Here is a 21,821-nt window from a genome sequence, read left to right on the forward strand (position 1 = left end):
TTAAGCTGAGGATCTCCCCGATAGAGGAAGACTTTATTCCATACCCACAAAAAAAATCCGCTCTTCAGCGGATTTCTTTTTATTCTGTTGGTCCTTCCCAATTAGAAAAACCACCTAATAAGTTAAAGGTGTTCTCAAAACCTAATTGTTCCATAGCGTTACAAGCGTTGGCACTACGCACTCCAGCCGCACAATACACATAATAGTTCTTCGATTTATCCAACTCCTCTACTCTATAGATAAAACCTTGTCCTTTATATATATCAATATTAAGAGCGCCAGGAATATGACCACCATTAAATTCGTCTTCGGTACGAACATCTAATATAACGCCGTTTTCATCTTGCGAAAACTGGTTCCACCACGTGTTTTGATCTAAGTTTGTCATCTTTATTATTTTTTTTCAAAAGTACTATCAAAAAATACAATTTTAAAACTTTAACAAAAATTTATTAAACATTTGTACATACAAATAAAATAGTTAACTACATTTGTACATACAAATTTTACAACATCAAATGAGAATAGAAGAAATCATAAAACCTAATACTCCTATGGCAATGGAGAAGAAAACATTACTCAATGTAATGTACACTCAAAATGTCATTTCGGAAAAGTTTAATGAGATATTAAAACCATTTGACCTTTCCCCTGAACAATTTAATGTATTACGCATCTTAAGAGGTCAGAAAGGAAAACCGGCTAACATGTGTATGATACAAGAACGCATGATTGCGAAAACCAGTAACACCACACGTTTAGTTGACAAATTGTTATTAAAAGAATTAGTACTTCGAGAAGTTTGCCCAATCAATCGCCGTAAAATGGAAATTACAATTACGGAGAAAGGTTTGAAACTTTTACTACAATTGGATCCTTTAGTAGAAGCTCATGAGCAATCTTTTTCTAAGAATTTGAGTGTTGCAGAATTAGAATTATTAAACGAATTGCTTGAAAAATTTAGAAATTAAAACCCTAAAATTACTATGACAAATTTTATAGAAAATCAGAAATGGCGTTATGCTACTAAAAAATTCGATGCTAACAAAAAAGTATCAGCATCAGATTTAGAAACTTTAAAAGATGCAATCCAATTGAGTTCGTCTTCTTATGGTTTACAATTATATAAAGTATTTATTATCGAAAATCCAGAAGTTAGAGCGCAATTACAGCCAGTTTCTTGGGGTCAATCACAAATTGTTGAGGCTTCTCACCTGTTGGTATTTGCTAATATTGTGGATGTTCAAGACAAACATATTGATGATTATGTTCAAAACATCGCCAATACAAGAGGTTTATCTGTAGAGGATTTAAAAGGATATTCTGATTTTATGAAATCTAAAATTGTTCCGCTTCCTGTGGATAAAAAATCTATTTGGACATCAAAACAAACCTATTTAGCTTTAGCAAACTTAATGAATGCTGCAGCCGAATTAAAAATCGATGTTACGCCGATGGAAGGTTTTGAGCCAGAACAATACAATGAAATTTTAGGATTAAACGCATTAGGATTAAACGCTTCATTAGTAGCAGCTGTTGGATACCGTCATGAAGATGACGCAACACAACACTATGCTAAAGTTAGAAAACCAAAACATGAATTATTTATTACTATTTAATTATAACCATTAACATTTAAAACAATTTTAAACATGAAAAATTTCAAATCAATTGCTTTAGCTCTTGTAGCTTTCGTATCATTTGCAACTAATGCACAAACAAGTAAAAAAGTTGATGCTTCAAAAAGTACTATCAACTGGGTTGGTAAAAAAGTAACAGGTTCTCACGAAGGTACAATTACTTTAAAAGAAGGAACTTTAATTTTCAAAGGAAAAAAATTAGTAGGTGGAAACTTTACAGTTGACATGACTACTATTAATACAACAGACTTAGAAGGAAAAGGAAAAGCAAACTTAGATGGTCACTTAAAATCGGATGATTTCTTTGGTGTTGAAAAATTCCCAACTGCTACTTTAGTTATCAAATCTCTTGGAGAAAAAGGTAATAGCGTTTACGCTGTAACTGCTGATTTAACAATCAAAGGAAAAACAGAATCAATCAAATTTGATTTAACTGTTGCTGCTAATTCAGCTTCAACTACATTAAAAGTAGATAGAACTAAATATGATATTAAATATGGTTCAGGAAGTTTCTTCTCTGACTTAGGAGACAAAACTATCTATGATGATTTTGATTTAACTGTTAAGTTAGCGTTCTAATAATGTGGGAAATATTTGCTATGAAAAACAAAAAGCCTTGAATTTCTTCAAGGCTTTTTTTATTTGATACTTTTTCAACACATACAATAAAAAAAGCTCCGAGTTTCCTCGAAGCTTTCCAATGTTAAGGGTGAAAGACGGGTCTCGAACCCGCGACCTTCGGAACCACAATCCGACGCTCTAACCAACTGAGCTACAATCACCATTTGTTTTGCGAGTGCTTGGATTTATAGTAACAATTCAATATTTGGTAACAATCAAAATATTTTAAGAAACAGTCTTTTATTTATGTGTGTCACAAGTGTGTCACAAATATGAATTACGAATTTAAAAATTTAAAAAAGTTTAAACTATCAAATGGTAGAATGGGAATTTCATTTTTTTACAATGAAAAACGATTTCGTTACTTTAACTCTTCTGTAATTGGCGAAAATTTTAATCCAAATACTTGTGAAGAATCATTAAAGGAAAAACAGCATGATTTATTATATCAATCGTTTTTTATAAAATTAGAAAAAGGATGGCGACCAATTGAAGAAAAAAAGTTAAGGAAAATCAAACCAATTGACATAAAAATAATTGATGCTATTAATTTATGTTATAAAAGCAAAATGAATTTAGAATATAGCAAAAGTTATAAAAAAGACCTAACTATTTCATATAAAAGGCTTAATGATTTTATATCAAATAGAAAATACCAAAATTTATACCTCAGTGATTTTAATATCAATATTGCAAAAGATTTGATAAATTTCACTAGCAACTCAAAAAGAGTACAATTAAACTTTAAAAGAAATTATTCTGCAATGTTATCAGATATTTTTAAAGAATATAAATTTGAAAATCCTTTTCCTCTTATCAAATTAGTTAAAACAGAGGAAGTACTACACAAGCCAATTAAAGAAATTAAGCTTGTATTTAATGAATTAGAAAAATTCAATTCAAATCTTCATTTATGTTGTCTTTTAGCTTACGGTTGTCTTTTAAGACCGCATAGAGAAATTAGAAATTTAAAATGGGATGATTTTAATATAGATTGCACTCAAATTAGTTTAGCTGGAAATAGAAATAAAGGTAAGAAAAATAGAATTGTACCTATTCCATTGTTTGTTCAAAAATATTTAATAAAGGGTAATTCAGGGGATAACATTTTTTCAAATAATGAATATCCTTTTAATGAAGATTATTTTAAAACGCTTTGGAGTAGGTATAAGAAGATATCTAAATTACTTGAACCTGATAATACATTATATAGTTTCAGGCATACTGGAGCAATTAGTGTTTATGAAAAAACAGGAAGCTTAAATAAGTTACAACAAGTTATGGGACATGGTAACATTAGTGTTTCTTTAACTTATTTGAGAGGTCTTGGAGTTAAACAGCTGTCAATTGAGGATATGCCAGACCTATAAAAATTTTCACATTTGATTTATCCCCCCTAAACTGTATAAAGATTGTTTATTTAGGTCTTGGGGGGTATACCAAAAAAACACCCCCAATATGCGCCCTAATTCTGGAGAACCATACAGCTATTCGTATAAATTTAACGATATATATGTTGCACATTTATTTTAATAAACTTGATAATAAATATTTCTTGTAATATAATGATTTTTTACTATCATTGATGAAGTAATACAAATGATAATATTTAATGAAGTGTGTAAATTTCACTATATATACTTAGTGTAAGACTTTTATTTTTTTTTAAGTATTAAAAAAAGATTAAATACTGTTAGCTTTAATGGTACATAGATTCTTCCGAATAAACTTGTATAATTCATTTATTATGTTTACTTCTGTAGCTGAAAAATAAAATCTAGTTTATGGAAATTTTTAGCTCAATTTTTTCTTTTTTTAAAAAGAAAGAAAAATATCCTTATGCACCACTTGTAATTGAAAAAGTTATTTTACCAGCTTTTTTTGATGACAGGAAAATTGATAATGTAAGACGTATTGATGTCGATGAAACAAATCTTAAAGATTATGAACTATTCAATTTCGGAGAAAATTTCGTATTGTATTTTGAAAATGAAATTTCAGCAGATTCAGATAACTATATAAGACAAAACTATACAGATTTAAGAGAACAGTTCTATAATAAAGGTAGAGATTTTTTTTATCTGCCAATTTTATTAGAAAACATTGATTTTGAAATTTTACCAGCTTTAAAATCCACATTTCCCTTTTTATCTGACAACTTCAATAATCTAATTATAGATGAATTAAAAACTACTAGATTTGATTATGATTCTATTTTATTAGATTTTATACATTTCATTGCTTATAAAGGGGATATTTCAAAGGGTTGTATAAGCTCTAATAATGGTTATACAATTGTTGAGCGAAAAAATGGAGAATCAATTGAAAAGTTTTTTGATGGTTATATTGAAAATTTAAACACTAATGATTCATACAGCGGAGTACGATTTTACAGCTTAAAGAAAGATTCTGAAGAAGATGATAATATAAAAAGACAAACTGTAGAAAGTTTAAGTTTCATAAATAATGAAATTGAAAGATTAAGAAAATCGGGGCAATTGGCAATATTAGCACCAAAAATATATGATTTTTTGAAGAAAAATATTGAAGGGGTAATTTACAATAATATTCATCCAATGATTATTTCAGAGGATTACAAAATACTAATTCCTGAATGTAATAACTTGGAAATAAAACTAAGTCATCTAACAAAGGCTATTTATTTATTGTTTTTAAACAGTTCTGAACCAATCAACTTGAAAGAGTTATACTTATATAAAGACAGCTTGTTTAAAATTTATAAAAACATTTCCAATCAAAATTCATTAGATAAGATAAGAGAAACAATTGATGAATTAGTAAAAGAAAATAACGAAGAAATTTATGTTCATATAGCTAGAATTAAAAAAGCCTTTTTAGTTCATTTTTCAGAATTTATTGCTTTTAAATACTACATCACAGGTGAAAAAGGAAAGCCTAAGCAGATACTTTTAGAAAAAGAAATGATAATTTTTGAATGTCCAGAGTTATAACTTGCAAGGTTGCAAAACTTAAAAACAAATAAGTATTAGCAATATTTTTGTAAAAAATTATTTAGTTTTAGTAATAATATTGAGAAGGTCTTTTGGCTCAATTTCAAGTGCATTAGCAATTTTGACTAGGGTTTTCACTGTAGTATTAATTTCAGCACGTTCAATTCGACCTAACTGAACTTTTGATAAATTACAATAATTAGCAAGTTCTTGCTGAGAAAGACTATTTTTCTCTCTCAACTGTCTGATATGAATGCCTAGTTCTTCTAGAAATTGAGTTTCAGAAATTTCCATACTCAAAATTGTAAATAATAAATTTCAAAATGGATTCATATATGATACCATTTTTTTTATATTTGTAAAAAACTAACTTTAACATAAATAAAATGAAAAAAAATATTTTAACTTTATTTGCATTTACATTAGTGGGTTGTTCTTCTGAATCTGATAATGTCTCTTCCAACAGTATTATATCTCCACCAGCATGGATTCAAGGTGTATGGTTGCAGGATAACGGTAACGGAGGGGTTGCAAATAATGGTTATCAATTTACAACTGATGATTTTATTTTGAAAGGTCTTGTAGATTATTCATTTAAAAATCAAATTAACACCAATTTATCAGTGGGTGCAAATTCAACTGTTACAGAAACTAAAACCGACAACAATTATAATGTAAGTATAACTTTATCAACAGCTACTTCTAATTATAATTTTATAAAAATATCTTCAACAAAAATAGAATGGGTTAATGACCCAATGGGAGATTTAGTTGAGACTTTTTATATTAAACAGTAGAAATTATGAACTTTATATTAATTATTATTGGCTGGTTTATTGGTGGATTTATTATAAACTACCTTTTTTACAATGAAGTACCTGATTACCTTGTGGGGAAATCACAAACTGCAAAAGCATTACATATTATATTAAACATAGTTACTGTCATTGCTTTATTATTAAATATTTTTTCATAGCCAAATCACATGAAATTATTACTTCTAACATTTTTGTCTTTTTTTTCATTACAAATGCTTTTTTCTCAAAACATTACGATTGCCGAAAATCACAATGATAAAGCAATAGATGAACTCATGCTCGGAAACAATAAGACAGCACTCTATGAAATAAATCAAGCTTTAAAAATAAATCCTAAAAATGCTAATTATTACTATATTAGAGGCATGATTCTTCAAAAAATGAATGATTTAAACAAAGCGCTAATTGATTATAAAAAAACACTATCTTTAAATTCAAAACATATTGATGCGACAATCAAATGTGCAATTGTTTATGCAAAACTTAACGATAAAACAAAATCTTGTGAATATTTCAAAAAAGCATGTGATTTAGGAGATTCTAAAGCGTGTGAAGGTTACTATAAATTTTGTAACTGAAATTTTTAATTTTAACTACCATGAAAACTACAAAAACTGTAAGAAGCTATAAATATTTGATAATAACAATTTTAAATTTTATAGTCCTTTTTATAGCTAAAATTTATTATGAATATCTCGACAACTTGGATAATCCATTTGTATTTAGTGGAGATGAAAGAGAAAGTAATTTTTATCGGGAAATTAACTCAAAGCAAGATATTTTGGCAAATATTTTAATGATTTCAGTTATATTATCATTAATAATAATCATAAAAAAAATTAAAGATTTCAAATTAGGGATAGAAAAATTAATACTTGGGATTTGGTTTATATATCTAATCACTATGATGGTTGAATTTTTAAACTTTCAGACTGGGGATATAGCTTATCGTATTTGCAAAACTTATTTTTTTAATTATTTACTTTTTATACCTCATTTATTCATAATATACAGAAAAACATTTATTGGAGAAATTATTGACCTTTCTAATGAAATAATTAATAAAGAAGAAAAGAAATTTTCAAACAGTTTAGAGGACTTAAAAAAATTATTAGAACTGGGGCAGATTAGTGAACAAGAATTTAACTCTAAGAGAGAAACAATATTAAAAAAGAAAATAGAGACAGAGATAAAATTAACTGAGGAATATAAATTGCTCGAAAAAACCAAAAATACTGGATTAATAAACGAAGATGAATTTAAGTTCAAATTTTTCAATCTAATAGAAAAAAAATACCATGAATCACTATGACAAAATCAATAAAAATAATATTAGCAATTATACTTTTTTTATGTGTATTGAACATGCCTTATGGATATTATCAATTTGTTAGACTGGCATGTGTTTTAGGGTTTTCTATATTGGCTTATAATTCATATAAGAATGATAATGATTTTACTAATGTGATTACGTATGTTTTTTTAGTACTTGTTTTTCAGCCATTCAATACTGTAGGGTTGAACAAAATAACCTGGAATATAATAGATGTTATTGTTGGAATTGGACTACTGATGAGTTTAAAAAAGGACAACACAAAACAAAATTAATTTTTATGAATTTAATTAAGCATACAAAAATATTTGTCATTTTATTAACTTTTATTTCATGTAATAATAAAGGAAATGACTCATTTTCTTCAGACTCAGAATCTCAATTTGAGTCAAATGTTAATGAAAAAGTTGAAAATTCAAAATTTGTTTATGCCGTTTTTACTGTTGAAGAACCAGAATTAATTATTAAAAAAGAAGAATATTATTCTGAAGACCCATATGATTTAAGATTAAAATATAAAGATGTTTATGATGTAGAATTAAATAAAGTGTTTTACAAATCTGAAATTCAAGAAATATATAGGTATAATGAAGACATCAAATATAAAATTCTTGACGATTTTCAGAATGAAGTAAATAACCAATTAATATTAAAAAAATCTGTTTACAGTAATAATTTATGGATTAAATGTAAAGATGACGCACTTAGAGATTTGTTTAAAAATTATGAATTTAAGATTATTGACAGGGAAGTAAATTCATTTGATTCATATAGTGAAGCAAGTAAATCAAAAGAAACATTTTAATTCAAAATTATGAAAAAAATATTATCATTAATAGTCTTTACATTGTTAGTTTCATGTAAAACAACAACAGAAAAATGTGTGGATAAATTAATTGAAGAAGAGGGTTATTCTTATGAAGAAGCTTGTGATGAATGTGAATATATGCGAGATTCAGAAGCTAGATATGATAGAAATTAGCATGATATTCTCACGACCAAAAATAAAGAAACCAACTTTTTATGAAGAATTATATTATATTAATTCTGAACAGGAATTGGTTTGTAGATTTTCTTCCTATTCTATAATTAAAAAAGAGTTTAAAAAAATTGGGGTAGATACAGACGGAGCTACAATTGAAGAATTAATGGCTCAAATTAGCTTGATGTTTTTGGAAGGATATACTTCTCAACTTGAAGAAGACCCTTACTATTCGCTAGGTCAATTTAAGCAAACGGAGTTCTATAAAATTCGTTATGTGCTTTTAAGCCATCTCAAAGAAGTAGGCTTTTATCTTTATGATTATAAAGAAGAAATTATGCCTGAAAAAATTAAAGCATTTTATAAAAAAAATAAACAAGTGATTAAATGAGATACCTGAAATATTTAAAACATTGGATAGCAATTCATCCTGTAAGAAGTTTAATATTATTATTGTTTTTAATTCTTTTTTTTACAATTTTATTTTACTTTAGAAAAGAAATTAAAAGTAAATTATCAAATTATAAATTACAATTCAAATTAAATAGAAAGTTAAAATATTCAATTATTTTGATAGCTTTATTTTCAGCTCTAATTGTTTCATTTTTTTACTTTAAAAATAATAGAAGTAACCGAATATTTTCTGAAAACACTTATATTTCAAAAACTAAACACCTGTTTGGAATAGATATTTCTCATCATAATGGAGAAATTAATTGGGATGAAGTAAAAAAATCAAAACATCCTATTAAGTATGTATTTATTAAAGCTACGGAGGGCAAAAAATTAATCGACAAAAGATTCCATTATAACTGGAAAAATGCTAAAGAGAAAGGTTATTTGGTTGGAGCCTATCACTTTTATAGACCTAATGTGAGTTCTGAAATTCAATTTAACCATTTCAGCTCAACAGTTGAATTAGAAAAAGGAGATTTGTTGCCTGTTTTAGATGTTGAAAAAGAAAGTGGCTTTGGGAAAAACAATTTAATTAAAGGAATACGAAATTGGATTAATTTATGTGAGAGTAAGTATGGTGTTAAACCAATTATATATACTGGTAGAAAATTTTATGAGCTGTTTTTAAAAGATGAATTTTCAGATTGTCCTCTTTGGATAGCTTCATATTCTTCCGAGGGCAATATAAAAGAAATAGAATGGGATTTACATCAATTTACTGAAGATGTCATTATAAAAGGTGTGCCCGAAAATGTTGATGGAAATAACTTTAAAGGAGATTTTCTCAAATTAAAAAGCGATTATTGTATTAAATAGTATTTTTATGGAAGGAAGACATTTTGCGGTATTAACATCAATATCTTTGTGGAGTTTGACTTATTTAATTGCCTTCATAATTATTACAAGTAAATTATCAAAAGACAATCTGTTTTCCAAAATAGCATCTAAATTTAAAATTTATTGGACTGTTTTTTATATTTCAATTCTCTTCCCTTTTTTAGCTGGAGTATCATATAATATTGGAGGTAGTATGGAAAAAGGTAATTCAATAGCATGGGGATGTTATATTGAAATTTTTTTTAGTGGGGCAGTATTTTTATGGTTATTATCGGGAATTGTACTTTTTCTGATAATGATTTTAGGATTTTTTAATCCAAAAAAATTAAGATTTGATAAAAGAAAAGACTTATTTTTCGCTTATATTTCAATTCAATCTTATGCATTTTTAATGATTATTATTTATATCATTTGCATAGGCTATTTTTCAGGTGAACTTAGTGGAAAAGATAGCTCATGTTTGTAAAAATTAATTCAAATTTAAATGATGAATAAAAAAATTTTTCAAGTAATATTTATTACAACACTTATATTAGGATGTAACAGTAACAGTAATTCATCGAAAAGTAATGAGATAGAACTAATAGAAAAGGATTTAGAACTAAGAGAAAAAGAATTAAATCTAAGAGAAAATGAGCTTTTATTAAATAGTCAAATTTTATCTGATGAAAAAGAATCTTTATCCTCTATTTACGATAAAGTAAAAAAGGGTGTTTATCTAATTTACACAAAAAATAACGAGGGTATTTCTCAAGGGTCAGCTTTTATAATTGATAAAAGTGGTATTGCAATAAGTAATTATCATGTATTTAAAGATGCTTCATCTGCCATTGCAATTAATGATGAAGATGATGAATTTATGATTACAGAGATTATTGATTATGATAAAGATAAAGATTATATAATTTTTAGAATTGGAAATTCGGATAATATAAAATATCTAAAGTTAGCAACTAACACTCCTAAGATTGGTGATGAAGTTTTTACAATTGGTAACCCAAAGGGATTAACTCAAACCTTGTCTACTGGGATAGTTTCTAGCTACAGAGATGGTAATAATTTTATTCAAACTACAGCAGAAATTACACATGGTAGTAGTGGTGCGCCATTATTTAATAAATATGGGGAAGTAATTGGAATTACAACTAGTGGAATTGGAGAAGCCAATTTAAATTTCGCCTTGAATATAAATTCAATAGGCTTAGAAAATTCATTAAATTTTACAGAAAATTCTAACAAATCATCCAACCTGTCAAAAAATGAATTAATAAAATTTATAAAAAAATATTATGAAACAATAAGTCAAGAAAATTGGGATAGGTTAAATCAGCTTTATTCAAGTAATATAAATAGATTTTATGATAAATTTAATATAATAAGTTCTGAAGCAATTGACTTAGCAAAGGGATATAAATCAACTTTTAAAATTTTAAATACTTCATATAAAATTAGAGAGGAAACTATATTTTTTAATAGCTCATCTAAAGGTACTGAAATTAGTTTTATTTTGGATTATTCAATCCAAAGACAAGACAAATCAAAACCAAAAAACTTCACTCTGAACATTGTGATGGTATTAGATAACAAAAATCAAATAAAAAGTATTTATGAAAATATACTGGATAAAAAATAATATGAGCATGAAATACATCAATTTAAAAATTTTAATAATTATATTGTGTATAAGTTTAATTTTTATTTCTTGTAAAGAGACTAACAACACGAATGATATTGAAGAAACAACTTTAAAAAAGGAAAATGAACTATTAAGAAAGGAAAATGAGCTTTTGAGAAAAGAGGAAGAATTAAATCAAAAAATAGTAATTGAAGAATCTCAAGCAAAACAATCTGAAAGAACAGATAATCTTAATTTTTTAAAAACATTAAATGGTATATATCCAAACGATGTTAAGTTATTAGAAAATTCTTCATTAACTCAACGTCTTAAAATTCTAATTGGAAATGAACGTTATAACTTTTTAATTGAAAATTGGGCAACTGAAATACCTATGGTTTTTTCAAATAATATTTTTGTAACAGAAGGTTGTCAAGCACATAATTGTAGTTCTACAAATTTTATCATTGTATATGATTTTTCTAAAGATATTATGTATGCTGGTATTAGAGAAGAAGAAAACATTCAAACTTTTTCTGAAGATGGAAGCAATTCAATAAAAATTAATGAATGGAAAAAATAATAATTAATAGTAAAAATAATTGTTAAAAATGTTAAATATTGGATTAAAAAAACATCTTGAATCACATAATAAATTATCAGAATTTTGTAAACCTTTCACTAATAGTATTTTCCCTGAATGTGAAATTGATGTTATTCTAGACGAAACTTACAAATTTTTTTATCACCAATTTTTGCCTAATTGTAAACTAACTGTGTTTTTAGTTTTGGAAAGAGATTTAAGTAGCACTGTTAATTTTGGTTCTGCAAAAATTAATGTTAAATGTTATGTTGAAAATAAATCAAACAAAAGTTATTTTTATTACGAAGTTAAACCAAAATATTTATCAAGTAATCAATTTCTTAATGAACTCAAATTAAACCCTACATTTAAAGAATTTCATATTTATCATAATATTATGAACTCTTGGAATGTTATTGATGATAAATACCGAAATTTTGAGATGAATTTTAATGGTAACAGTATTCATAAAGTTATAAGTCCATACAATTTAGATTTTAAAGAAAATAAGTTTTCTATAATTCCAGCTTTAATAAAATATGAAAATAATAGTAATCTGAACTTCCAAAAAAGATATGATTTTTGTATAATAATATCATATTCCGAATTTGATTTTATACCACAGGATGAACAAGATGTTGAAGATGTATTTTTATTTTTTGAAAAGTTCAGTGTTTTTTCAGGAGACAAGGAAATTAGTCGAAAAATAATAGAAAATAAAGAAGGTAAATTTGGATTTGAAGACAAACGTTTTTCAATTGTACAATCAACTCAAAATAATAATGTAGGTTTTTTTAAAGATTTAGAAAACCCAAAAACAAAGGAAGTTACAATTTCATACAGAGTTGGTCAAAAAAATTTTAATACAAAAATTGATAGAGATGAAATTAATAATATTATAGAGTTATGGTTGCTATTTGAGAAATTATCAAATTTAACAGATTTTAAACCAGATATGTGGAAAGATTAGTTTAAATATTCCGTTAATTATTTTGTTAGCAATATGGGTAAAACCCTCATCACTATCTTTAATTGCATCAAAACCTAAACTAATTTTAGAAAATGTTTATTTTCAAATCTGAATATAAAATATACGAAAAATCCAAAAGAGATATCAATGAAGATTATTTAATTTGCCATTCAAATAAATTTTATGCTGTTCTAGATGGTGTTGGTGGAAATAGAAACGGTCAGATAGCTTCAAAATTAGTTGGAGAAACTATAAAAGAATCACTTTTAAAATCTAAGTCTATTGATGAAGCGATTGAAGAATCAGAAAAAAAGTTAAGTTCTTACAAAAGAAAGCATCCTTCTTCAGAACGAATGGCAACAACAATTGCCGTTGCTGAAATATTAGAAAATAGTATTCTAGTATCTTGGGCTGGAGACAGTCGAGTTTATCAATTTCGTAATGGGAAAATTATATTCATGACTAAAGACCACACTTGGGTAGCAGAAGCAGTTAAAAAAGGTGTTTTAAGCTCCGTGGAGGCACTTTTTCATCCAAGAGCTAATGAAGTAACAAAATCAATAAAAGATAGCTCAAAACCTGTAAAATTAGAACAGATTTTAATAGACGATATTCAACCAAATGATTACTTTTTAATTTGTACAGATGGCATTACAGAATCGTGGATTGATTCGGCTTTAGAAGAGCTGTTTTCTAAATTTAATTCATCAAATGATATAATTCAAGAATTAAAAAAATGCTGTGAAACATTTTCAGAAGATAATTTCACAGCAATTATATTTAAAATTGAATCAATCTCTCGTTTTTAAAAGACTACTTTTTTCCATACTTTAATTCATTATACCACAATGCATCTCTATGTATTTTGTAATACATTTTGGAATCACTTACAGTGTAATGTACATAAGTTTCGTCAATATGTGTTATTCTTGGATTTAGTTGAATTTTTTCCACATCACAATACAAAAGATTTTTGAAAAGTCTAAAATTTGCATCTCTTTCAAAGTCGCTTAAACTTGGTTCCAAATACCAAATGTAATTTCCGCTGGAGACAATTACGCTTTGAAGCCATTCGACATCATTACAATCGGGATGAGGTTCATTTATTAATTCTGAAACTTCTCCTCTTACACCTTGTGTAAGTAATTCCTCAATGAATAAGTAATCTTTCTGTAATACTAATCCATTAGCAATAAGAACTTTTTGTTCAAATTCTTCAAGTTGAAAAGGTGGCGAACTCATTTCAGCAGTCATTAAAATATTTCCATTTGTAACTCCTGAAAAATTGTGTTGTGTTGAAAATTTCTCTATACTATCAAATTTCTCTACAACACTTGAAACTTTTATAACAAGAGTTGAAAAAACAATTTTTTGAATATCTAGGTCGATGTATGTAATCATAAAATATCTATAAGGCTAATTATGTGAATAAAAATTAAAATATACTAGTTAATAATTAAGGAAACTTTCTTTGATTCTATTTAGTTGATATGGATTCTAACTAACATTAGTATAAATACTTATAAAGTAAAAAAGTATTAAAATTAAAAAAATATTGTTAGTAACAAGCAAGTTTTTTATTTAACTCACTTCTCGATAATCCGTTACGAACTTAGACTTTTCAATGGTTAGATTTGGAGCTACTCCAAATAAATCAATAAATTTATTATCCATAAAATCTTTAAGTTCCTCCACATGACTGACAGTCGTAATCAAGCAATCATGTAATGTGAAGACAGGAACTTTACCTTTATGAATCTTGTCATACTCCCTAGCTATTTTGTCAATCATTGTTTTCGCTTCAAATTGAAAAGTACAATAAGCTATTTTTTTGTGTCGTTCTTTTGGGTCTCCATTATTATTGTCGATATTTTTAAACTCATTTATAAAATAAAGGACTTGAGGAAATATAGAACCAAAAGCAAGTTGTTCAAATTTATAAATACTAGTTTTAGCAAAAAGCATTGACAATAGCCTTTTCTTTGCAAACTTCACCAAGTCTTTCATGTCGCCATCAAAATAATAACCAAATTGCTCTTTAAATGCGTGATTGTAATACTTCATCACTTTTTCAAAATTGTAACCCTTTGAAGTATAAACTTCTTCTTTAAAGATTCTATCAGCAAACCGTTCGTAGAGGTGTTTATTTAAAACTAAATCGCCAAAGTCGTCAACCTCTTTATTTACTTGGTATACAGGCATTTTTTCTAACATATAAATGATAGAATTATCATACTGAAATTCATCTGAAACGTAAGTCAGACGATTAGCTAGATAGTACTTCATAATCAAAAACAGGAAAAATGGTATTGCCGAGCTGATGTCGACTTCGGCTAGAAATTCCCCATCATATTGTAGATGATTTCTAGCATTTTTTGATAAACGTGTAATGTTAGAATGAACCCTCCCATCAGTCTTTGGTTTTAATGTTAATTTGGTATCTCCATTCATTATTTTGATGATACTTTTAGCGTTTCTAAGACGTTTTTCTTTATCAAATATTTCGTTTATACGTTCCATTGCTAAAGAAGGCTCATAAATTCTTAATTTACCATAATTAAAATATTTCAATAAGAAATAATAATTTAACCTTACCATTTCATTAGTAGTTTTTTTTAGTATTATTTCATTTATTTTTCTTAAAAGAGATTTATCTGTAATTTCATAAATCTCTAATTCACTGTCGGAGTAATATTTCGGGAGTTTGTAACCAAATGGCTTGCCTTTTTCATATCTTGCCCCCCTTAGAACAGCTCCGTTATTGGGGAAGTTTTCAGTTAAAAATTGTATATGTTTATTATATATTCTGTTAAATTTTTGAAGATACTTAGAACTCAATCTAGTATAATTTGAAGATTTATTGCTTTGGTACAAAATCACAAAATGAATGACCAAGTAAGCAAAGTCAGTATTGAACTTGAAATCGGGATTGTATTTGTTTAATAAATATTCAAGGTTTAAATTCTTTGGTTTTAGGATATAATATGCTTTCATTTTTACGATATTTTTAGACAAAGCGATGCCTACGATGTTAAAAACACCGCTAAATCTTATAAGTTAAATTTTAATTTATTAAATTGGAAACTAGCTTAAAAAGCTAATGATAAAGCATAAAAAGTCAATACACTTTGAAGCGACAACGAATAAATACAATTGTTAAAGGAATTTTGCAGTAAAAGAACACACTGCTAGGAAAACAGACAGTTTTAGTCATAAATACGTTTTTCTTTTAGTTAAAAACTCACATCTTTTTTCCACCTTACATACGTTAACGCAGGTTGGCATAGGATAAACCTAACTCTTGATATTTTTTACAAAATTACAAAAAAATACTGAAATAGGCAAGTATAAATGACTAAAAATGAACGCATACCGAATATCGACAGTAAATAAACTCTAAAAATAACTAATAAAATAAGTTTTAAAACTTTGAAAAGTGTGCCAAAAGTGTGCCAAGAAAATAGGAAATTTGACTTTTTTTTTATACTTTTATATAAATATTAATCAGACACTTCTTAAATAAGAAACCGTTCTTTTAAATTTTGTAAGTTATTGGAAATATGCGTATTAACTACAATAAAAAAAGCTCCGAGTTTCCTCGAAGCTTTCCAATGTTAAGGGTGAAAGACGGGTCTCGAACCCGCGACCTTCGGAACCACAATCCGACGCTCTAACCAACTGAGCTACAATCACCATTTGTTTTGCGAGTGCAAATATAGGGGTTTACTTCTATCTTGCAAAGATTTTTTTTACTTTTTTACTACAATTTTATTTCAAATCGCCTAAGCTATTGACAGCCAAATATCTTTCAGTAGTAAAACCTTCTGCATACTCTACTCCTACTAACCTTCCAAGGTCTTGAGCACGATATTTTACACTATCTAAAAAGTTTTTTGAAGTAATTGGTGAAACCGGTTCTTTTGAATTTGGATCATAAAACTGCGAACCATAAGCCAACACAGAATCCATTTTTTTATCCATAAATTCCGAAATATCCACCACAAAATCAGGTTCAATATTTTGCCATTGAATATAATGATACACTACTTTTGGTCGCCATGCTTCTTGCGCTTCGCCATTTAACTCGGTTTTAATTTGGCGTAAACCTGATAGAAAACAAGCATCGCTAACTAATTTACTTCCTTTTCCATGATCAATGTGTCTATCTTTAACGGCGTTACACAAGACGATTTCAGGTTGGTATTTGCGAATCATTTCAATTACTTTCAATTGATGTGCTTCATCATTTACGAAAAAACCATCACGCATATCTAAATTATCACGCACCACAACTCCTAAAATCTCTGAAGCCTTAGCCGATTCCGAATTACGAATTTCCACCGAACCACGAGTTCCTAACTCACCACGAGTTAAATCGATAATCCCGACTTTCTTTCCAAGGCTAACTTCTTTGGCAATCGTGCCGCTACAACCTAATTCTACATCATCTGGATGCGCTCCAAAAGCTAATATATCTAATTTCATTTTTAGTTTATAAGTTTATCGTTTAAGAGTTTAAAAGGTTTTGGAAACTAAAATATTTCTCATGGTCATGGATTTGTTTTCTGTTTCAATAAATTCCTTTTCAGGATTGCTGTCTTTTGTGATGCCACAACCTACGTAAATAGTTACAACATTATTTTCTACTTCTAAACAGCGTAAATTTACGAATAAATCGGTTTGATTGTCTTTATTGTATTCACCTAAAAATCCCGCGTAATATTTTCGATTATAACCTTCATTTTTCAGAATAAAATCGATGGCTTGTACTTTGGGTAAACCACAAACCGCTGGTGTTGGATGTAACGCTTTTATCAAATCATTCGCTTGAAAATCAGGAGTTAATTCACCCGAAACAAACGATTTTAAATGCGCTAAATTTCCAGCTTTAACTGTTTTAGCATCAGAAACAATAAGATTATTTATTTTATCTTTTACTTTAGTTACAATATAATCCGTTACAAATTGTTGTTCTTCGATTTCTTTGGTGGCCCAAATTACATTTTCCGAATACAATTGTGTTCCTGCTAAAGCCACCGTTTCAAACTGATTTTGATTGATTTTTACTAATTGCTCTGGCGTAGCTCCCATCCATAAACCAATTTTAGGATGAAAAAACAAATAGCGAAAAGCCGTTGGATAAGTTGAAATCAAGCTCTGAAAGGTTTCAATAATTGAAATTTGCTCTTTTAAAACTATTTTTCGAGACAAAACTACTTTATCAAATTGACCTTGTTGAATAGCCAAAACTCCTTTTGAAACTAAATCTTCAAAAGCCTCTTTTTGATTACTTTCAGAAGTGAAATTTTCAGTAGATTTTTTCTCTAAATTTTCAAGATTTCCTTGTGAAAAGGTATTCCCTTCAAATGGAATTATTACTTGATTTCCTTCATGAAAAGGCATAAAAACAAATCCGGCTTGACAGATGAAATCAATAATTTCATCATTTTGTTGTACCAGTAAATTCCAAACGTTTTCATTAGGTTTTACATAGCAAACAAACGATTTTTGTTGCGAAAATAAAGCTTGTATTTCTTCAAAAACTTGCATTATTGTCTTCTCGATAATACCATATTGGTTAATTTACAAAGCGAAATTAACTTTCCGTCTTCGTCTACAATTCTAATTTCCCACAAATGAATACTTGCACCTTTATGAATGATTTTTGCCGTAGCTGTTACCATTCCTTCTCTTTTACTTTTCAAGTGATTGGCAGAAATTTCGATACCACGAACTTCTTGCTTTTCTGGATTTACAAACATTAAAGAAGCGGCACTTCCAACACTTTCAGCTAAAGCTACTGTTGCTCCTCCATGCAATAATCCCATTGGTTGATGCACTCTTGGATTTACTGGCATAGTTGCAGTTAAGAAATCTTCACCAGCATCAGTATAAACAATATCTAAGGTATTCATTAAAGTATTTTTGCTCCAATCGTTACACAATTGCAACATTTTTTCTCTATCAAACATCATAACTTTATTTTTTGTAAAATTAATCATTCCGAATAGAATATTTCAACAGATTTAACGTTTTAATAGTTATTTTAATCCATTTTTGATTTTATAGATTTAAAATTAATATTTACATTTACCAAAATTACATTATTCATGAGTCGTTTATTACTTTTAATACTAATTGGATTTGCCGTTTCATTAACTTCTTGTAGAAACGATTTTGAATTTGAATCTAAAACAGGTGGTTTAGAATTTTCAAAAGATACGGTGTATTTGGACACTGTTTTTACTAATATTGGCTCGAGTACTTATACGTTGAAAGTGTACAATAGAAGTAGTAAAAACATTTCAATTCCATCACTTAGATTAAAAGATGGAACAGCATCAAAATACCGTTTAATGGTAGATGGAATGGCGGGGCAAGTGTTTGAAAATGTTGAAATTTTGGCAAAAGATAGTATGTATATTTTCGTTTCGGTTACTGCCGAGGTTGCCGACGCTAATCCTTCCGATTTTCTATATACCGATAAAATTTTATTTGGAGATGAAACCAATCCGAATCATCAAAAAGTGGAGTTGGTTACTCTAATTCAAGATGCTTATTTTATTTATCCTGGAAGAGTTCAAAATCCAGATGAAACCTATACTTATGATGAATTAAATTTGGGTGTCGATGGAGATGGAAATCCTATTTCAATACGAGGTAGATTTTTGGAAGAAACTCATCCAGTAAATGGAAACGAATTGCATTGGACTAACACCAAACCTTATGTTGTTTACGGTTATGCCGCTGTCCCATCGAATAAAACACTTGTCGTAGATGCAGGAGCAAGAGTACATTTCCATGCCGAATCAGGATTAATTGTTGCAAATAATGCATCTATTCAAGTTAATGGTAGTCCTTCAACTACAGCAGCTTTAGAAAATGAAGTTATTTTTGAAGGCGATCGTTTAGAACCCAATTTTTCTGAAGTTCCTGGTCAATGGGGAACTATTTGGTTTTCACAAGGAAGCACAAATAATCAAATTAAAAATTTAACTATAAAAAATGCAACTGTTGGAATGTTAGTTACCGGAAACGATGAAACTTCTACTCCTACTTTAAATATCGAAAACACACAGATTTACAATTGTTCAAATGTGGGTATTTTAGCCCGAGATGGAAATATAGAAGGAAGAAATGTTGTTATTAATAATTGTGGCCAAATTTCATTTGCAGGAAGTTATGGTGGAAGTTATGAATTTACACATAGTACATTTGCAAATTATTGGCCATCACCTAATCAATCCGCTGTATTATTGAGCAATGAAAATGATGGCAATACACCTACCACATTATCAAAAGCAAATTTTAATAATTGCATTATTCATACTTCAAGTAATTTTGGTATTATATTGGAAAAAACAAATCAAAATTTTAATTACAAGTTTGATAACTCATTAATAAAGTTTGCCGATTTTAGCAATCAATTTATCAACAATGAACTTTATGATTTTTCTAATATCAATTTATTTGATACTTGCTTAATTGCAAGAAGTTCGACTAACAATAATCCTGATTTTAAAGATGCTAGAAACAATAAATTGATTATAGGAGAAAACTCAGCTGCAAAAGGAACTGCAGATAACACCTACTCTACTTTTAATGATATCTTAAACAATCCAAGAAGTAATCCTTCAGATATAGGAGCTTACAATTGGACCACTTTCGATTAACGAAACAAGTGTTATTATTATTTTGATTGTTCTATTTTTTAGAATAAATTTGCAACTTCAACAACAACAAAATGTACTGACAAGTCGAGACTTGTCCCTACAAATAAAAACACAACTACAATGATTCATTTCTTCGGAAACCAATCCAACACGGTTTTTGCGGTTCAAACGCAAAACGAGATTTCATCAGAAGACATCAACAAATTAAATTGGCTTTTTAGCAACGCACATAAAATAGAAAAATCCGTATTGTCGGATTTTTTTGTTGGACCACGTGCCGCTATGATTACGCCTTGGAGTACAAATGCGGTAGAAATTACTCAAAACATGGGAATTTCAGGTATTATTCGTATCGAGGAATTTGAAAAAGTAGCTGCCGATTTTAATGATTTCGATCCAATGCTTTCACAAAAGTATTCGGAGTTAAATCAAGAAATATATACGATTAATATCCAACCAGAACCAATTTTAGATATTGAGGATATTGACGCATACAATAAATCAGAAGGTTTAGCATTAAGTCAAGAAGAAGTGGACTATTTGAATAATCTATCCACTAAATTAGGAAGAAAATTAACTGATTCTGAAATTTTTGCTTTCTCACAAGCGAATTCAGAACACTGCCGTCACAAAATTTTCAACGGAACTTTTGTGATTGATGGCGAAGAAAAACCAACTTCTTTATTCAAATTAATCAAAAAAACGTCAGAAACAAATCCCAACGATATTGTTTCGGCTTACAAAGATAACGTAGCTTTTGTAAAAGGTCCGAAAGTAACACAATTTGCTCCAAAAAGCGCCGACAAACCAGATTTCTACCAAGAAAAAGAATTTGATTCGGTACTTTCTTTAAAAGCAGAAACACATAATTTCCCAACAACAGTAGAACCTTTCAATGGAGCTGCAACCGGTTCAGGAGGCGAAATTCGTGACCGTTTAGCAGGTGGACAAGGTTCGTTACCATTAGCAGGAACTGCAGTTTACATGACTTCTTACTCACGTTTAGCAGAAGAACGTCCTTGGGAAAATGGAATGAATGAAAGACCTTGGTTGTACCAAACTCCGATGGATATTTTAATTAAAGCTTCAAACGGAGCTTCAGATTTTGGAAATAAATTTGGGCAACCTTTAATTACAGGTTCTATTTTAACTTTCGAACATGAAGAAAACAATCGTAAAATTGGTTACGATAAAGTCATCATGCAAGCGGGTGGAATTGGTTATGGAAAATTAGATCAAGCAATTAAAAAGAAACCTACTGCTGGCGATAAAATCGTTATTTTAGGTGGAGAAAATTATAGAATTGGAATGGGTGGAGCTG

The 21,821-nt window shown here is 28.3% G+C and carries 27 protein-coding genes, 2 tRNA genes, 1 pseudogene and 1 riboswitch; of the genes and pseudogenes, 21 read left to right on the forward strand and 9 right to left on the reverse strand.

Annotated features, from left to right (window positions below):
• Positions 1-79: 79 nt before the first annotated feature.
• On the reverse strand, positions 80-388 hold the full coding sequence (locus Q0075_RS10945; protein WP_297869542.1) for a rhodanese-like domain-containing protein: 309 nt from the start codon (positions 386-388) through the stop codon (positions 80-82).
• A 130-nt stretch (positions 389-518) separates the two neighbouring features.
• On the opposite strand from Q0075_RS10945, the gene Q0075_RS10950 reads away from it, so the two are divergent.
• Genes Q0075_RS10950 through Q0075_RS10960 form a run of 3 tightly spaced genes read left to right on the forward strand, consistent with a single transcriptional unit; the run spans position 519 to position 2,219 of the window.
• Positions 519-971, forward strand: a complete 453-nt coding sequence (locus Q0075_RS10950) for a MarR family transcriptional regulator (protein WP_297869543.1) — start codon at positions 519-521, stop codon at positions 969-971.
• Positions 972-986: 15 nt separating this feature from the next.
• The gene (locus Q0075_RS10955; protein ID WP_297869544.1) at positions 987-1,619 is read left to right on the forward strand and encodes an NAD(P)H-dependent oxidoreductase; all 633 of its coding nucleotides are present in this window, start codon (positions 987-989) and stop codon (positions 1,617-1,619) included.
• A 33-nt stretch (positions 1,620-1,652) separates the two neighbouring features.
• Entirely contained in the window at positions 1,653-2,219 is a 567-nt protein-coding gene (locus tag Q0075_RS10960) for a YceI family protein (protein ID WP_297869545.1), read from the forward strand.
• Positions 2,220-2,347: 128 nt separating this feature from the next.
• Here the strand turns inward: Q0075_RS10960 and Q0075_RS10965 are convergent.
• A tRNA-His gene (locus Q0075_RS10965) sits at positions 2,348-2,423 on the reverse strand.
• 110 nt (positions 2,424-2,533) lie between these two features.
• On the opposite strand from Q0075_RS10965, the gene Q0075_RS10970 reads away from it, so the two are divergent.
• Positions 2,534-3,631, forward strand: coding sequence for a site-specific integrase (locus Q0075_RS10970; protein ID WP_297869546.1), 1,098 nt, complete (start codon positions 2,534-2,536; stop codon positions 3,629-3,631).
• A 414-nt stretch (positions 3,632-4,045) separates the two neighbouring features.
• The gene (locus tag Q0075_RS10975) at positions 4,046-5,233 is read left to right on the forward strand and encodes a hypothetical protein (RefSeq protein WP_297869547.1); all 1,188 of its coding nucleotides are present in this window, start codon (positions 4,046-4,048) and stop codon (positions 5,231-5,233) included.
• Between the two features lie 57 nt (positions 5,234-5,290).
• Here the strand turns inward: Q0075_RS10975 and Q0075_RS10980 are convergent, their stop codons facing one another.
• On the reverse strand, positions 5,291-5,527 hold the full coding sequence (locus tag Q0075_RS10980; protein WP_297869548.1) for a helix-turn-helix transcriptional regulator: 237 nt from the start codon (positions 5,525-5,527) through the stop codon (positions 5,291-5,293).
• 92 nt (positions 5,528-5,619) lie between these two features.
• Here Q0075_RS10980 and Q0075_RS10985 point away from each other — a divergent pair, with 92 nt between their 5' ends.
• From Q0075_RS10985 to Q0075_RS11045, 14 genes are all read left to right on the forward strand, one after another.
• The gene (locus Q0075_RS10985; RefSeq protein ID WP_297869549.1) at positions 5,620-6,030 is read left to right on the forward strand and encodes a hypothetical protein; all 411 of its coding nucleotides are present in this window, start codon (positions 5,620-5,622) and stop codon (positions 6,028-6,030) included.
• Positions 6,031-6,035: 5 nt separating this feature from the next.
• Positions 6,036-6,209 carry a hypothetical protein gene (locus Q0075_RS10990; RefSeq protein ID WP_297869550.1) on the forward strand — a complete coding sequence of 58 codons (174 nt, stop codon included), beginning with the start codon at positions 6,036-6,038 and terminating at the stop codon, positions 6,207-6,209.
• 9 nt (positions 6,210-6,218) lie between these two features.
• Positions 6,219-6,629, forward strand: a complete 411-nt coding sequence (locus Q0075_RS10995) for a tetratricopeptide repeat protein (protein WP_297869551.1) — start codon at positions 6,219-6,221, stop codon at positions 6,627-6,629.
• Between the two features lie 20 nt (positions 6,630-6,649).
• Positions 6,650-7,363, forward strand: coding sequence for a hypothetical protein (locus tag Q0075_RS11000; protein ID WP_297869552.1), 714 nt, complete (start codon positions 6,650-6,652; stop codon positions 7,361-7,363).
• A gap of 53 nt (positions 7,364-7,416) precedes the next feature.
• Positions 7,417-7,659 (forward strand): DUF6804 family protein, encoded by a 243-nt coding sequence (locus Q0075_RS13160; protein ID WP_366798488.1) that lies wholly within the window; start codon positions 7,417-7,419, stop codon positions 7,657-7,659.
• 5 nt (positions 7,660-7,664) lie between these two features.
• Positions 7,665-8,189, forward strand: coding sequence for a hypothetical protein (locus Q0075_RS11005; protein WP_297869553.1), 525 nt, complete (start codon positions 7,665-7,667; stop codon positions 8,187-8,189).
• Between the two features lie 9 nt (positions 8,190-8,198).
• Complete coding sequence (locus Q0075_RS11010; protein ID WP_297869554.1) at positions 8,199-8,366, forward strand: hypothetical protein; 168 nt, start codon at positions 8,199-8,201, stop codon at positions 8,364-8,366.
• Positions 8,353-8,757 (forward strand): hypothetical protein, encoded by a 405-nt coding sequence (locus tag Q0075_RS11015; RefSeq protein ID WP_297869555.1) that lies wholly within the window; start codon positions 8,353-8,355, stop codon positions 8,755-8,757. The genes Q0075_RS11010 and Q0075_RS11015 overlap by 14 nt, the downstream gene beginning before the upstream one ends.
• A gap of 179 nt (positions 8,758-8,936) precedes the next feature.
• The gene (locus Q0075_RS11020) at positions 8,937-9,638 is read left to right on the forward strand and encodes a GH25 family lysozyme (RefSeq protein WP_297869556.1); all 702 of its coding nucleotides are present in this window, start codon (positions 8,937-8,939) and stop codon (positions 9,636-9,638) included.
• A 7-nt stretch (positions 9,639-9,645) separates the two neighbouring features.
• Positions 9,646-10,125 (forward strand): hypothetical protein, encoded by a 480-nt coding sequence (locus Q0075_RS11025; protein WP_297869557.1) that lies wholly within the window; start codon positions 9,646-9,648, stop codon positions 10,123-10,125.
• 21 nt (positions 10,126-10,146) lie between these two features.
• A complete protein-coding gene (locus Q0075_RS11030) occupies positions 10,147-11,292 on the forward strand; it encodes a trypsin-like peptidase domain-containing protein (RefSeq protein WP_297869558.1) in 1,146 nt (381 codons plus the stop codon).
• Between the two features lie 7 nt (positions 11,293-11,299).
• Positions 11,300-11,857: a hypothetical protein gene (locus tag Q0075_RS11035; RefSeq protein ID WP_297869559.1), complete on the forward strand. Its 558-nt coding sequence runs from the start codon at positions 11,300-11,302 to the stop codon at positions 11,855-11,857.
• Between the two features lie 28 nt (positions 11,858-11,885).
• Positions 11,886-12,827 carry a hypothetical protein gene (locus tag Q0075_RS11040; protein WP_297869560.1) on the forward strand — a complete coding sequence of 314 codons (942 nt, stop codon included), beginning with the start codon at positions 11,886-11,888 and terminating at the stop codon, positions 12,825-12,827.
• Between the two features lie 92 nt (positions 12,828-12,919).
• The gene (locus Q0075_RS11045) at positions 12,920-13,636 is read left to right on the forward strand and encodes a protein phosphatase 2C domain-containing protein (RefSeq protein ID WP_297869561.1); all 717 of its coding nucleotides are present in this window, start codon (positions 12,920-12,922) and stop codon (positions 13,634-13,636) included.
• Between the two features lie 4 nt (positions 13,637-13,640).
• Here Q0075_RS11045 and Q0075_RS11050 read toward each other — a convergent pair whose 3' ends face one another.
• The 6 genes from Q0075_RS11050 to Q0075_RS11075 form a co-directional block, all read right to left on the reverse strand.
• Positions 13,641-14,228 (reverse strand): hypothetical protein, encoded by a 588-nt coding sequence (locus Q0075_RS11050; RefSeq protein WP_297869562.1) that lies wholly within the window; start codon positions 14,226-14,228, stop codon positions 13,641-13,643.
• 180 nt (positions 14,229-14,408) lie between these two features.
• Positions 14,409-15,821 carry a hypothetical protein gene (locus Q0075_RS11055; RefSeq protein WP_297869563.1) on the reverse strand — a complete coding sequence of 471 codons (1,413 nt, stop codon included), beginning with the start codon at positions 15,819-15,821 and terminating at the stop codon, positions 14,409-14,411.
• Positions 15,822-16,042: 221 nt separating this feature from the next.
• Positions 16,043-16,140: riboswitch (SAM-I-IV-variant riboswitch) on the reverse strand.
• Positions 16,141-16,445: 305 nt separating this feature from the next.
• Positions 16,446-16,521: transfer RNA gene (locus Q0075_RS11060), tRNA-His, on the reverse strand.
• Between the two features lie 74 nt (positions 16,522-16,595).
• A complete protein-coding gene (gene bshB1, locus Q0075_RS11065) occupies positions 16,596-17,312 on the reverse strand; it encodes a bacillithiol biosynthesis deacetylase BshB1 (RefSeq protein ID WP_297869564.1) in 717 nt (238 codons plus the stop codon).
• Between the two features lie 30 nt (positions 17,313-17,342).
• Complete coding sequence (locus Q0075_RS11070) at positions 17,343-18,377, reverse strand: isochorismate synthase (protein WP_297869565.1); 1,035 nt, start codon at positions 18,375-18,377, stop codon at positions 17,343-17,345.
• Complete coding sequence (locus Q0075_RS11075) at positions 18,377-18,802, reverse strand: hotdog fold thioesterase (protein WP_291109973.1); 426 nt, start codon at positions 18,800-18,802, stop codon at positions 18,377-18,379. Before Q0075_RS11075 ends, Q0075_RS11070 begins: the two co-directional genes overlap by 1 nt.
• Before the next feature lie 135 nt (positions 18,803-18,937).
• On the opposite strand from Q0075_RS11075, the gene Q0075_RS11080 reads away from it, so the two are divergent.
• Both Q0075_RS11080 and Q0075_RS11085 read left to right on the forward strand, forming a co-directional pair.
• Positions 18,938-20,500, forward strand: a complete 1,563-nt coding sequence (locus Q0075_RS11080; RefSeq protein WP_297869566.1) for a hypothetical protein — start codon at positions 18,938-18,940, stop codon at positions 20,498-20,500.
• A 120-nt stretch (positions 20,501-20,620) separates the two neighbouring features.
• Positions 20,621-21,821 (forward strand): annotated as a pseudogene (locus Q0075_RS11085) (phosphoribosylformylglycinamidine synthase); the annotation flags it as partial.

The sequence above is a fragment of the uncultured Flavobacterium sp. genome (assembly GCF_937967675.1).
In the GTDB taxonomy this organism is placed as follows: Bacteria; Bacteroidota; Bacteroidia; order Flavobacteriales; family Flavobacteriaceae; genus Flavobacterium.